Below are 12,728 nucleotides of genomic sequence, written 5' to 3'. Positions count from 1 at the left end.
AGAAAATGAAGAGACTAAAATTAGTGCCCCTAACATTTATATTGATAATTGTAATTTTTACAGCGATTATGGCTTATGTACGACTGGATAATAGTCATCAATTAAAACAGGATTTTTATAGACAATGGCAAAAATATTACGTTGTTAAAATTAATGAAAAAGAAAGTTATATTAATACTACGCCTAATTCAAATAAGTATACTGCTTTGTCTGAAGGGCAAGGATATGGGATGTATATTTCTGCTTTAGCAGCTCAGAATGGTTTTGGTGATAAAGCCACGTTTGAACGTCTAAATAATTTTTATTTAAAACACCGTGAAACAATTAATAAAAGAAAAACTGCTTTAATGTCTTGGCGTGAAGTTGAAGAAAATGGTAAGTGGCAGGTAGATAAAAATAGTGCAACTGACGGTGATTTATTTATTGCCGAGGCGTTGTTGCTAGCAAGTAAGGTATATAAAGATATTTATTATCAAGATGAAGCTGTTAAGATATTGCAAGACATTTTACGTTATGAATATAATGCTAAAACTAGAACGCTAACGGTAGGAAATTGGGCTAATAAGAATTCTAAATATTATGATTTAATGCGTACATCAGATGTAATGCCGGAATTCTTTGATAGTTTTTATAAAGCTACGGGTGATGATCGCTGGTTGACGATAAAACGAACTATGCTTGAGCGTCTTTATCAGCTTAGTCGCCAGCATAAAACAGGCTTAGTACCAGATTTTGCGTGGGTTAGTGCAACAAATGCTCAGCCAGTCAAAGCTAATACAGTTGCTACCAAAGATGATGGTAATTTTTCCGCAAATGCTTGTCGTGTTCCAATGATGTTAGCTAATAGTAATAATAAAGTGGCTAAAAAAATTGAAAATCGAATGCTTAAATTCTTCAGTAAGCAGAATGTAGTAACAGCTGGCTATACTTTAAGTGGCAAAGCAATTAATAATTATGTGTCTGCAAGCTTTAGTGCACCGATTTTTTGTGCTGTGAGTTTTAATAGAAAAGAAGGCTATGATAATTTATTTATGTCACAGCAATATATTTTTGCTAAACGTTTACCACAAAATAATTATTATGATGCAGCTCTAACTACTATTGCAGCTTTAGATGCTGCTAAAATGTAGTTGAAGTATTATTTATTTTTTGGTAACATAGTAAAAATTTTTAACTTATTTATTGAGGAGGATAAAAATGGGATTAAATGCATACATTCAAGGTTTTAACAGTTTAGAGTCGATTGATCGTGCACCAGGATATTTTAAGTATCATCATCATTCAGTTGCTGATCACTGCTTTAGAACAGCAGAACTTGCACAAATGATGGGTGATATTGAAGAAGTGCATGGTAATAAAAAAATTAATTGGAAGGCTCTTTATGAAAAGAGTTTAAATCATGATTATACTGAACGATTTATCGGTGACATTAAAACACCAGTTAAATATGCTACTCCTCAACTTAGAAAGATGATTGGTGATGTTGAAGAGACAATGACTACCAAATTCATCAAAGAAGAGATACCAAAAGAATTTCAAGAAATTTATACTAGACGTCTTTCAGAAGGAAAAGATGACACCTTAGAAGGAAAGATTTTGTCAGTTTGTGACAAGTTAGATCTGTTGTATGAAGCTTATGGGGAAATTGAATTAGGTAATCCTAATCCAGTTTATATGCAAATGTTTAAAGAAAGTCTTGAAACAATCAAGAAGTTTGATGATTTAGTTTGTGTACAATATTTTATTAAGAAGATTTTGCCAGATCTTTTTAAAGGTGATTTTGCAGGAAAAGATAAGATGCAACGGATAGCTTTTAGCATTTTATTGTTAGGGGATGATGAATAGGTGAAATTTCAATGTAGTTCATGCGGGCTCCGCATGGACTCCTTGCATTTTAAGCAAGAAGGATTAATGAATCCTAAATTAACCAGTATTTGTGATATTTGCAGAACGCGTAATTTAAATCCAGAAGAGTATTCCAATAATGCAGTATCTACATTTGCTCAAAGTTTGCTATATACATTTGTTGGTGCAGATAAAAAGCAAGATCAATTAAATTTTATTGTAAAAAATAAAAAAGCTCGTAAAAAATACGAAGCTTTTTTGCAAGATTATGATGGTAATGAAATTGCACGCCAACAGATTAAACGGTCTGATTTTAATCTAGCGGTAATCAAAAGTGAAGATGGACAAAATGATTATGTACCTAACCAAGATATAACCTTTGAGCAGAATCTGAAAAAAATGGGTTTGGAAATCAATTTTCAATTAAATGAAGTGGATTTTATTGACCGTGAACGCATTAGAGCTAAATATAAGTATCGCTGCCAGTATTGTGGTAGACGCGGTCATAGTGTAGATCATAAAGACCCCGTTTCATTAAGTCATAATAATAGTTTGGATAATTTGACTTTAGCTTGTGCAGAATGTAATCGAATTAAGTCGGATATGCCATATAAGCTATTTATTCAACTAAATGATCAAATTTCTGATATTAATAAAAAACTTGTTAAGTATGAAAATGCATTAGGCACTTTAAGAGAAGAATTTGAGCATCGTCGTCGTTATTTAGCTGCGCAAGTGCATCTTAAGGGTATAATTAATGATCCTGAGTTGAATGAAATCAGAAAGCAAAATAAAAGTTTACAGGATGCAATTGATAGTTTGCAGAGTGATTATGACGATTTACGTCAAATTCGTAAGACATACTTTGATACAGGTTGGAAACTAGCACGAATTAAAGAAAATAATGATATTATTTAAGCCGCTGGATAGCTATTTTAGAATTAATTCTAAAATAGTTGAACGAAAATAATAAAAAGATCATTCCCAATAATTGAGAATGATCTTTTTTGCTTATCTAATTCGATCTTCAGGATCAAATAAATATTTGTTCCACTTAACTTCATTTTTAACGGTAGGGTGGAATAGCAAGAATGCTAAAAGTAATTGTCCAACGTAAGGAATTACGCTTAACCACCACCAGCCACCATTAAAACCAGCATCGTGCAAACGACGAACAGTGTGACCTAATTGTGCTAAGAATGCCCAAATGGTTACAGCAGCGAAGAAAATAAGGAAAATGATGAAGAATACAGCAATGACTTTTGAATCGTCAGAGTTTAAGCCAGTGACCCTGAATGGAAGAAAAAGCAAGAAAGCAATCAAGTAGCATGCAAGCACACCGATTACCATAACCACTTGATTAATAGCAGTACCTACCCAAAATGATGTTCTAGTAGATCTGGCATCCCAATTAAAGCAGTCAAAGAAATGTTCCTTCAAAATTTGTCCGATTGTTGGCACGGGAACTTTTTCTTTTTTTCCTTCGGGATAATCTTGATCGCTAAATAAGTATTTACCCCACTTTACTTTGCGCTGAGCTGAAGGCTGCAGTGCTAAATAAAATAGAAACATTGTGCCGTAGCCAGTAAATGTAGACCAATACCAGTAGCCGCTATAGCCAACATCGTGCAAACGACGGACCATTTGACCAAGACCTGCTAGAAATACCCAGAGATAGACTACAATGGCGACAACGGCATCAATTACTCTAATACCGGGATTGATGTTTTTATTAAAAGCATAGAAACCAAGCACAATACATAAAATGGAAAGAATGAAGTTGATTAAAACACTCCACCAGTAGGATTTACGTGTTGTTCTAGCACTCCAATCAAAGGGATGTAAGTAAGTTTCATTTAGAATTTGACCAAAACTTTCTGCGGGTGGCATGGGTAAACTATCATCATAAGACTTGATGAAGTAATATACTTTTTCATTCATATTTTTCCTCCAAATAATTTTTCTTAATTATAAACTAAACAAACGAGAAGTTTGCTTACTTCTCGTTTGTTAATATCTAAAAATCCATTTTTCTAAAGTTACTTAAGAACTTTTGAGTCTTTTCATTTTGCGGATTATCAAAGATTTGAGCGGGTGAACCTTGTTCAGTAATTACACCGTCACTAATAAATAATACACGGTCTGAGATACTCTTAGCAAAGCCCATTTCGTGAGTAACGATTGCCATTGTTAAACCGGTTGTAGCTAGTTTTTGCATAACATCTAGCACTTCACCAACCATTTCAGGGTCAAGGGCACTAGTTGGTTCATCAAAGAGTAAAACTTCTGGATTCATTGAAATCGCACGAGCAATAGCTACACGTTGCTGTTGTCCACCTGATAATTGTTGTGGCTTGGCCTTGATAAATGGCCCCATACCAACTTTTTCTAAGTTTTCCATAGCAATCTTACGTGCCTCGTCTTTGGAACGCTTAAGAACTAATTCTTGACCGATCATGCAGTTTTCTAACACATTCTTATTTTCAAATAAATCGAATTGTTGGAAAACCATACCCACCTTTGATCTGAAAGCATTGCGATTATAACCAGGTTTTAAAATATTTTCGCCGTGGAAATCAATTTCTCCGCCGGTAGGTTCTTCAAGTAAGTTGATGCAACGAAGAGTAGTTGACTTACCACCACCGGAAGGACCAATAATAGTTACAATCTCGCCTTTTTTGATATCAACAGAGATATCTTTTAAGACTTGGTGACTGCCATAGGCCTTTTGCATATGTTTTAAAGAAATAATTGTTTCGTTTGATTCAGTCATTAGTTATTTGCCTCCGCATCTTTTGGAGTACCAACTTGAACTTGGTTGGCCATCAAGTTGTAATTCTTATTACCTTCAAGTCGCTTTTCAATAAAGTTAAAGATTCTAGTAATAGTAAATGTCAAAATTAAGTAGATTGCTGAAATCATCAAATAAGTTGGGAAGAACTTGAATGATTGACTGGCAATTGTTGTACCAACGAAGAATAATTCTGAAACTGAGATAATACTCAATACTGAAGTATCCTTAATATTAACGATAAATTCGTTAGTAATTGAAGGTAAACAATTCTTAATAGCTTGAGGTAAGATAATATGCCACATTCTTTGGTTGTGAGTCATACCGAGAGCACTAGCTGCTTCGAATTGTCCTTCTGGAGTTGAAATAATACCACCACGAATAACTTCGGCAAGGTAAGCACCAGTGTTAATAGAAACGATAATTAAAGCGGCAACAGTTCTGTTCAAGTTTAAGTGCCAGAATTGAGCAATACCATAATAAATTACTGCAGCTTGAACCATCATTGGAGTACCACGGAAGATTTCAACATAAACTGACAATAACCATTTAACAAAGTTTAAAGCCCAGCGCTTACCACGAGTAGTTGGAGTAGGGATAGTACGAACAATACCTACAAGTAAGCCGATGAAGAAACCGACGATGGTACCAACTAGAGCCAAAAGTAATGTCATGCCAATACCTGACATAATCATGCCACCGTATTGCTTCCAAGTAGTAACAAGCCAATTTTCATTCTTGGTTTCGTTACCAGCCTTAGGTTGTTCTCTAATAGCTTGTGACATCAATTGATCACGCTTTTTGTTAGAAATGGTTCTTAAAGTGGCGTTAACTTCGTTTAAAAGTTTAGTGTTGCCTTTCTTTACACCAATACTTGTAACAGAGTCATCATGATCAACCTTAAAACCAGCCATCTTATTTAAGTTAATGGCAATAATATTAGGGTTAACATTGTGGTAACTTTCAAATTCAATATCTTCAGCAACGTAGCCATCAATTGTACCTGATGAAAGACTTTGACGCATGGCTGAAAAATCACGCATAGCTGGTTCTCTCTTAGAACCCTTTAACTGCTTGATCAAGTCGTAGTGCAAAGTACCTTGTTGTGCAGTTAATTTAGCACCTTTGAAGTCAGATAGCTTCTTGGCGTTTGAATATTTACTTGCCTTGTTAGTAATTACAACAAATGTGCTCTTACGGTAAGGTTCTGAGAAGTTAATTGCTTTACGTCTTTCAGCAGTAGGTGACATACCGGCAATGATCAAATCGATCTTACCTGAAGTTAAAGCAGGAAGAAGACCATCCCATTGAGTCTTTTCAACTACAACTTTTTTATGAAGTCTTTTACCAATAATTTTGGCAATTTGAACATCATAACCATTTGCATATGAATTAGAGCCATCAATTGGAACTGCACCATTTGTTTTAGTTGGTTGAGTCCAGTTGTAAGGTGGGTAATTGGCTTCCATACCAATCTTTAATGTACCAGAATCTTTTTTAGCAGCTTGAGTTGAATGGCTGTTAAAGTTGAATCCGATAAAAATACTAAGGAGTACTGTCATTAATGCAGCAATCCATCTAAATCTTGACTTCAATTGTAAAAACCTCCAAAAATAGTTTTTAATCCAAAGCCAATACAATAAAGCGTAAATAAAAACCTCGCTTGCCAAAACAAACGAGGATAATAATCATTAGTGTTCAAACCAAATCTTATAGCGCTCCTCGGGGACTAACCGAGACAGTCTGCAGGATATGCTCCTGTAGCCCAACAGATTAATACGCGAATATTGAATCCATTTCGGCGGCAACCCTGAGATATTCTTCTTCATCTTCGCGGACTCCAAAATACCTTGTGATTGTCGCAACCTCTATTGCATTGGAAAATTATTTAACTGACAAACAGATTAAAGGAAAAATATATATTTGTCAAGTCCAACCATTATTGGAAGCGTAATCTCTTTTCTTCATATCTGAAACGTAAGGATTTCCAGCAACATAATAACGCAGTTTTTTGTTTGCCCAAATAGGATCAGATTGGTTGATACCGACGCGTTTATCTGCAATTATTTCCTGGGCAATGCGCTTATGATTGTCGGCTAAATCAATGGTAAACGGAGAATCAGAAAGAAAATGTAGATTCCAATTTTTATCATGAATCCCAAAAGCCTGCATCATTTTAGCAGGACCATTAGTAATAAGTACACCGCTTTTTCCATTTCTATTTTTGATCATAGAATCAATACCCCAAGCAGGATCGATGGCACGAACCAACACACCTTGTGGTTCATTTTCTTCTTGGCAAGCAACATCGAAGAAAAAATACTGGCGTTGGGCATAAATATAAATAGTACCACCGGTGCGGTAAAGACCTTCATTGGCCGGGCTGCGATGGCCGCCATATGAATGAGCAGCACGATCAAGTTTGCCCATGTAAGCTTCTGCTTCTACGATATAGCCGCCGAGTTTTTCTTGTCCATCATTAAAAGTAAGTGGCCGTCCGATTAAGTCACGAGTAATTTCATCGGTAGATCGATTAGTAAAATATTCTGCGTAATTCATAAAGTGCCTCGTTGTTTCTAAATTCATCTTTTAGTAATACACTAAAAGAAGAAACGAGGAATTTCAAATGACGGAAATTAAATTAGTACGAATTTATGATCATGAACAACCAGGAGGCTACCGAATTTTGGTTGATCGGATGTGGCCACGTGGAATAAGTAAAGTCAAAGCAAACTTGGATGAATGGGCTAAGCAAATTGGTCCAACAAATGAATTAAGAAAATGGTTTAATCATGAAGACGAAAAATTCCCTGAGTTCAAAGCAAAATATATTAATGAACTAGATGATAATAATTTCACAACTGAATTTATTAAAATAGTGCGGAATAAGTTGAAATCTGACGATGTGTTGTTTCTCTACGGTGCGAAAAATAGAGAACATAATCAAGCTGTGGTGCTGAAAAAATATGTAGAAAATCACCTATAAGCAAATAAGCAAAAACCTAATCTCATTATCAAGATTAGGTTTTTGCTTATAAATGTTTATGTCCATGTTTTTTAACACGCCAGAAGTGGAAAATAATAGTTAAACCCAATATTGCAAATACGATAATTGCAAATGCCGTATTTGGCATTTCCCATTTAAGTGGTGGCAGAGCTAATAATAATTTTAATGCAATAATTCCAATTAAAACGTAAGCCATAGGTTCTAATTCTGGAATTATATCCATTAATTTAATTATAATTTCGGCTACACCTCTCATGCAGAGGATACCGATCATTCCACCAATCAAAACAACTACGGGATTATCCGAAATAGCTAATGCTGCAAGAACAGAGTCAATTGAGAAAACAATATCCATTGATTCAATCGAAATAACCGTTCGCCAAAAAAGTGAAAGAACGTGTTTTTTCTTCTTTTTATTTTTATAGTGTGCTTTTTCACGGGCTTCTTTTTCTTTTTCGTGTTCAACAACTTCTTTAGGGTGGCGTTGATCATAGAAGAATTTAATTGATAAATAGAATAGATATATACTACCGGCTAATTTGATTTCCCAGAAGTTAATTAAATAAGTACCTATTCCAATTACAATGAATCTAAAAAGATATGCTCCCCAAAGTCCGTATAATAAGGATTTTTCTTTCTCACTTTTTGTGGGTAGTACCTGTGTTTGAGCTGCTAAAACTACAGCATTATCAACTGAAAGAAGACATTCCATAATAATTAAAGTCAGAATGATCATCCAGTCCTTGCCGCTTGTTAAAACATGCAACCAATTGTTACCATCAAAAAATGGAGCATACATTTTAAGAATTGCCATGTAAATGACTCTTTTCTAATTCTATTAACTTAAGTTTTTCTTTTTGACCTAGACGGTATGTTCCTACCTTGTTATTAGATAAAATAACTCGATGGTCTGGAATAAAAATTAATACAGGATTTAGAGCTACTGCATGGGCTACCGATCGTGAAGAAGTAGCATCTGGTAATCCAGCTGCTACTGTGCCGTAACTTACAGTAAGACCATAAGGAATTTTTTTGACAACTTCTAGTACTTTTCTTTGAAATTCGGTTCCGAATTTAGAAATATCGATTGGAACATCAAATTCTTTTCTAGTGCCTGCGAAGTATTCCTTTAATTGTGTAGTATAAGGTTCTAATCGCTTAGGATCGTGAATTAGCATTCTATGAGGATAAAAGCTAAAAATAGGAGAGACAGTTTCGTCTCCTTTAAGGCCAACATAAGTTAAGCCGAACTCAGATGCAGTTAAGAAATACGTCCAAGAATCAATCGTAACATAATCATAATAAAAAAATCTGTCATGTTTTCACCACCCATATACATGAAAAAAGCTGGTATTCTTAGAATAACAAACCAGTCATTTTAATTCAATTGCTTAAATACATCAAGAGCATCCCCGATAATTTGTGTAACTTGTGGAGCAGGGATGGCAGTTTTATTAATAGAGTAGATTTTGGCAGATCCTTTTTTATATGCTAATAATTGGGCAAAAGGATAGACGACAAAACTTGTTCCGCTAATAATGATTAAATCAGATTTTTGCATATTGTTAATCGAAACGTTTAATACTTCAGGATTAATTGCTTCTCCATAAAGTACTATACCAGGACGAATAATTCCGCCGCAATTTTTATGAAGATAGCCATTGGCATACTCTGAGTATGAAACTTGTTGGTGGCACTTAGTACAATAAATATTATATAAATTGCCATGAAATTCTGTGACGTGAGTATTTCCTGCTTTTGTATCTAAACCATCAATATTTTGCGTAATTAAATCTCCTTTTTGACTACACAATTGGGCAATTTTTTTATGGATTAAATTGGGCTGAGCACTTGGAAAATACATGTTTTCCATCACAAAATTGTAGAAAAGTTCTGGACGATGAAAAAGTGTGGCTTCACTTAAAATAGTTTCAGGACTTTCTTTAATACCATTATAGATACCATTTTTAGAACGATAATCTGGGATGCCCGAATGGGTAGATACTCCAGCACCAGTTAAAAATGTAATATGTTTTGCTTGATCAATATCTTTTTGTAATTCAGTTATATCATTTGGCTTCATAATATTTACTCTCATAGGTCTGTTTAATTTAATTATAAATCAGTGCTTTGTTATAATGGAAAGAAATATAACAATTGAGGAGAAGTTTTATGACATACATGTCTTATTTTTACATTATAGTTAATATATTAATGTTGGCTTATGCTTGCTATAGCTGGTATTGGCAAGCAAAGATAGAATTTAGCGGGCGTTACCGTATCTCCTCAATTATTTGGGCAATTATTTTTATTTGGCTAGGATTTACATGGAATTACATTGAAAAAGGTGATCCAGGCTTGAACGTATTTTTAGCCTTATTCTTATTAATTAGTATTGTAGATGGATTTTCTGGTTTTAGTACAAAAAGAATGGTTGTCTCAGGCTATTTTAAAAGAACAGTTAAATATGAGGAAATCGCTAATATCACGATAATTAATGTTCCTAATCAAAATAAGCCCTTAGTAATGGCACTTTTCAGAACCAATAACAATAGGGCTTATATGATGCGTTTTCGTGTTCAAATTAATGAAGTATTGCCAGCACTTCAAAAATATATTGACAAAAATATTCCAGTTGAAATTCAAGCTTAATTGCTACAGAATTGGTGAAAGCATACGAGAGAAACTTTGTAAGGTTCGCAGCCAGCGACCTTGCTTTTTTATTTCTTCAGGAGTAAGCAGGTGACTTTTTTTCATGTCTTCTTCAAAAGCCTCAGCCATTTTTTTATTGAAATTTTTATCATAAAAAATAGCATTATCCTCAAAATTAAGACTGTATGATCGATAGTCCTGGTTCATTGAACCCACTGAGGAGAAGTTATCATCAATAATAGTAGTTTTAGCGTGTAAAAATCCATCTTCATAAATATAAATTTTTACGCCGAAACGTGTTAATTCATTGGCATACCATTGAGTTGCACGATAGATGAATGGATGGTCTGGCTTGCATGGAATCATAATTCTGACGTCAACTCCAGACATGGCGATAGTTTGCCAAGTTGCAAAAACTGCATCATCAGGAATTAAGTAAGGCGTTTGTACCCACAAGCGGTTCCTAGCAAGTAGCATTAGACGCATCATGCCGTTACGCATATAAGATGTATAACGATCCGGTCCATCTGAAATAATCTGTGTGGCAACGTCATCTTGATGAATATTCTTTTCGTCAAGATCAGGAAATAAAGTGGAATTAAAGCGAATAATCTCATCATCATTATTTATAGAAGCGTTCCAATCCATGACAAATCGTTCTTGTAATAAAAGTGAGGCGGAACCAACAATACGTACCTGACTATCACGCCAATGACCAAATTTCTTTTTTCTTCCTAAGTATTGATCCCCGATGTTGAAACCACCAGTCCAAGAAATCTTACCATCGATAACAACAATTTTTCGGTGTAGGTGGTAATTGATCCGATATCTCGTAATCATATTTCTTGATGTGATAAAGGGGAGAACTTTACCACCGGCTTTGCGTAATTGGTCAAACCAAGCTTTAGTAGCTCCCATTGATCCCCATGCATCATAGACAACGCGAACTTTAACACCTTGTTGTGCTTTTTTTATCAATAGCTGCAGGACACGATTACCGATGTCATCATTATAAAAAGTATAAAATTCAATATTGATAGTTTCTTTTGCCCTAACAATATCTTTTAACATATCATGAAAAAAAGTATTGCCTTCTGTATATAGTTTTACATTATTATTTTTGGTTACAGGAGCTTCATCATCTTGATTAAAAAAGTTGATGGCAATTTGTCCTATATTTGATGTATCTGAAGGACTTGTTTTTTTAGGAGCTTTTGCAATGGATTTTTGTACATTACGTAAGCCAATGTGGTGCTGTTTGTTAATTGCAAAAATGTTTTCCTGGGAAATACCACGACCAAAAAATGCGTAAAGTGTAATTCCAACGATAGGGAAAATGAGCAAAATAATTAACCAAGCCCAGGTTGTTGATACTGAACGTCTACGATGGAAAACAATGTAAAAAGCTAAGATCGTGTTAGTAATAAAGATAATTCTGATAAAGTCGTGCCACCAGACCATAGTTCTCCTCCAAAATAAAAATTACTTTTTTAAATTAAGAAATTTATCAACAATATCAATTACAAACGGATTATCATGCATCCAACTATGCTCAGCGTCGTTTTTACCACGAACTTCAACTTCTTGATAAAAGTGAGCTTTAGGAGCCAAAATATAGCGAATACTTTTGGCAGAAACAACTGAAATAAATTTGTCAGTATTTGTATTATCCAATACATTACCATAGATATTTAAAACTGAGATATTAGGATTGAATTTTCTTCTATTAAATAAGAGATATAGATAATGTGGGTTCATCATATTAGGGCGTCCATTTTCGTTTAAAAGATTAACATTAGGAACATCGCCCAAATAAGTAACTCCATTGAAGGGCCCCGCAATTAAAGCACATTTTGTTAAATGCGGAAACGATTTACTTAAGTAGTGCTTCATTTCTGTTCTAATAATGCAAGGACAGGCTAATGAGTGAGCAACGGCAATATAGTTTTTAAATCCATATCTTTTAGATAAAAATGGTAAAACAAAGCTTAAATAGTAATCAATACCATAAATTCCGACAATTCTTTGTCTAAAGGCTACTTGAACGATGGGGTGCTTATCGCCAGTCCAAGTACCTTCTAGTTTGAAATTGCCTAGTAAATCTACAGTTACTTTTAGAAATTTTTTGTTTCCCTTGTCTGAAGTGGCATGTTGAATCATGACATTGGTGGTATAGTCACCGCCACGAAAACCGTGAAAATAGATAATTGGAACTTGTTTTTCCGTACTTTTTTCAATTATGGCCTTATTTTCAATATGACGTTTATGTAATTTTAAGAATATTCTTGTAGGTGCAAAGGTGGCAATTAACCCTAAAGAAATCATGTTAAACATGCTGGGTTCTTGCTCGAGATCGTGTCGATTATTTTTTTCGGCTTCTTCTGCATATTTTTTTGTATTAAAGAACATCTTTTGCCACCTTCTTGTCAAAAT

The 12,728-nt window shown here is 34.4% G+C and carries 14 protein-coding genes and 1 riboswitch; of the genes, 5 read left to right on the top strand and 9 right to left on the bottom strand.

Annotation, left to right across the window (positions count from 1 at the left end):
• Nucleotides 1-5: 5 nt before the first annotated feature.
• The 3 genes from SO785_RS08185 (at nt 6) to SO785_RS08175 (ending at nt 2,763) form a co-directional block, all read left to right on the top strand.
• On the top strand, nt 6-1,130 hold the full coding sequence (locus SO785_RS08185; RefSeq protein WP_003548666.1) for a glycosyl hydrolase family 8: 1,125 nt from the start codon (nt 6-8) through the stop codon (nt 1,128-1,130).
• Between the two features lie 67 nt (nt 1,131-1,197).
• Nucleotides 1,198-1,845, top strand: coding sequence for a YfbR-like 5'-deoxynucleotidase (locus tag SO785_RS08180; RefSeq protein WP_011254040.1), 648 nt, complete (start codon nt 1,198-1,200; stop codon nt 1,843-1,845).
• Nucleotides 1,846-2,763: an HNH endonuclease signature motif containing protein gene (locus tag SO785_RS08175; RefSeq protein WP_011254041.1), complete on the top strand. Its 918-nt coding sequence runs from the start codon at nt 1,846-1,848 to the stop codon at nt 2,761-2,763.
• Between the two features lie 93 nt (nt 2,764-2,856).
• On the opposite strand, the gene SO785_RS08170 is transcribed toward SO785_RS08175, so the two are convergent.
• From SO785_RS08170 to SO785_RS08155, 4 genes are all read right to left on the bottom strand, one after another.
• Nucleotides 2,857-3,786, bottom strand: coding sequence for a DUF805 domain-containing protein (locus SO785_RS08170; protein WP_003548672.1), 930 nt, complete (start codon nt 3,784-3,786; stop codon nt 2,857-2,859).
• Nucleotides 3,787-3,862: 76 nt separating this feature from the next.
• Nucleotides 3,863-4,618: an amino acid ABC transporter ATP-binding protein gene (locus SO785_RS08165; RefSeq protein WP_003548674.1), complete on the bottom strand. Its 756-nt coding sequence runs from the start codon at nt 4,616-4,618 to the stop codon at nt 3,863-3,865.
• Nucleotides 4,618-6,231 (bottom strand): ABC transporter substrate-binding protein/permease, encoded by a 1,614-nt coding sequence (locus SO785_RS08160; RefSeq protein WP_011254042.1) that lies wholly within the window; start codon nt 6,229-6,231, stop codon nt 4,618-4,620. The genes SO785_RS08165 and SO785_RS08160 overlap by 1 nt, the downstream gene beginning before the upstream one ends.
• A gap of 110 nt (nt 6,232-6,341) precedes the next feature.
• A riboswitch (Lysine riboswitch) is annotated at nt 6,342-6,515 on the bottom strand.
• A 47-nt stretch (nt 6,516-6,562) separates the two neighbouring features.
• Nucleotides 6,563-7,195 (bottom strand): DNA-3-methyladenine glycosylase, encoded by a 633-nt coding sequence (locus SO785_RS08155; protein ID WP_011254043.1) that lies wholly within the window; start codon nt 7,193-7,195, stop codon nt 6,563-6,565.
• 67 nt (nt 7,196-7,262) lie between these two features.
• Between SO785_RS08155 and SO785_RS08150 the strand changes: the two genes are divergently transcribed.
• Nucleotides 7,263-7,622 (top strand): DUF488 domain-containing protein, encoded by a 360-nt coding sequence (locus tag SO785_RS08150; protein ID WP_003548679.1) that lies wholly within the window; start codon nt 7,263-7,265, stop codon nt 7,620-7,622.
• A gap of 46 nt (nt 7,623-7,668) precedes the next feature.
• Here SO785_RS08150 and SO785_RS08145 read toward each other — a convergent pair whose 3' ends face one another.
• The 3 genes from SO785_RS08145 to SO785_RS08135 form a co-directional block, all read right to left on the bottom strand.
• On the bottom strand, nt 7,669-8,457 hold the full coding sequence (locus tag SO785_RS08145; RefSeq protein ID WP_003548681.1) for a TerC family protein: 789 nt from the start codon (nt 8,455-8,457) through the stop codon (nt 7,669-7,671).
• Entirely contained in the window at nt 8,444-8,929 is a 486-nt protein-coding gene (locus SO785_RS08140) for a methylated-DNA--[protein]-cysteine S-methyltransferase (RefSeq protein WP_035654222.1), read from the bottom strand. The genes SO785_RS08145 and SO785_RS08140 overlap by 14 nt, the downstream gene beginning before the upstream one ends.
• Nucleotides 8,930-9,021: 92 nt before the next feature.
• Nucleotides 9,022-9,726: an NAD-dependent protein deacylase gene (locus SO785_RS08135; RefSeq protein WP_015613281.1), complete on the bottom strand. Its 705-nt coding sequence runs from the start codon at nt 9,724-9,726 to the stop codon at nt 9,022-9,024.
• An 89-nt stretch (nt 9,727-9,815) separates the two neighbouring features.
• Here SO785_RS08135 and SO785_RS08130 point away from each other — a divergent pair, with 89 nt between their 5' ends.
• Nucleotides 9,816-10,295 carry a hypothetical protein gene (locus tag SO785_RS08130; protein WP_011254045.1) on the top strand — a complete coding sequence of 160 codons (480 nt, stop codon included), beginning with the start codon at nt 9,816-9,818 and terminating at the stop codon, nt 10,293-10,295.
• Nucleotides 10,296-10,298: 3 nt separating this feature from the next.
• Here the strand turns inward: SO785_RS08130 and cls are convergent, their stop codons facing one another.
• Nucleotides 10,299-11,756 (bottom strand): cardiolipin synthase, encoded by a 1,458-nt coding sequence (gene cls / locus SO785_RS08125; RefSeq protein ID WP_003548687.1) that lies wholly within the window; start codon nt 11,754-11,756, stop codon nt 10,299-10,301.
• A gap of 21 nt (nt 11,757-11,777) precedes the next feature.
• A complete protein-coding gene (locus SO785_RS08120; RefSeq protein ID WP_003548688.1) occupies nt 11,778-12,704 on the bottom strand; it encodes an alpha/beta hydrolase in 927 nt (308 codons plus the stop codon).
• Nucleotides 12,705-12,728: the final 24 nt, after the last annotated feature.

Origin of the sequence: Lactobacillus acidophilus, assembly GCF_034298135.1 — a bacterium.
Taxonomy (GTDB): domain Bacteria; phylum Bacillota; class Bacilli; order Lactobacillales; family Lactobacillaceae; genus Lactobacillus; species Lactobacillus acidophilus.
This window is presented reverse-complemented; position numbering and strand designations above follow the sequence as displayed.

Coding starts and splice junctions, on each gene's coding strand:
- SO785_RS08120 (WP_003548688.1), bottom strand. CDS start 12,704: ATGTTCTTTAATACAAAAAAATATGCAGAAGAAGCCGAAAAAAATAAT.
- cls (WP_003548687.1), bottom strand. CDS start 11,756: ATGGTCTGGTGGCACGACTTTATCAGAATTATCTTTATTACTAACACG.
- SO785_RS08180 (WP_011254040.1), top strand. CDS start 1,198: ATGGGATTAAATGCATACATTCAAGGTTTTAACAGTTTAGAGTCGATT.
- SO785_RS08150 (WP_003548679.1), top strand. CDS start 7,263: ATGACGGAAATTAAATTAGTACGAATTTATGATCATGAACAACCAGGA.
- SO785_RS08170 (WP_003548672.1), bottom strand. CDS start 3,786: ATGAATGAAAAAGTATATTACTTCATCAAGTCTTATGATGATAGTTTA.
- SO785_RS08145 (WP_003548681.1), bottom strand. CDS start 8,457: ATGGCAATTCTTAAAATGTATGCTCCATTTTTTGATGGTAACAATTGG.
- SO785_RS08130 (WP_011254045.1), top strand. CDS start 9,816: ATGACATACATGTCTTATTTTTACATTATAGTTAATATATTAATGTTG.
- SO785_RS08135 (WP_015613281.1), bottom strand. CDS start 9,726: ATGAAGCCAAATGATATAACTGAATTACAAAAAGATATTGATCAAGCA.
- SO785_RS08155 (WP_011254043.1), bottom strand. CDS start 7,195: ATGAATTACGCAGAATATTTTACTAATCGATCTACCGATGAAATTACT.
- SO785_RS08185 (WP_003548666.1), top strand. CDS start 6: ATGAAGAGACTAAAATTAGTGCCCCTAACATTTATATTGATAATTGTA.
- SO785_RS08165 (WP_003548674.1), bottom strand. CDS start 4,618: ATGACTGAATCAAACGAAACAATTATTTCTTTAAAACATATGCAAAAG.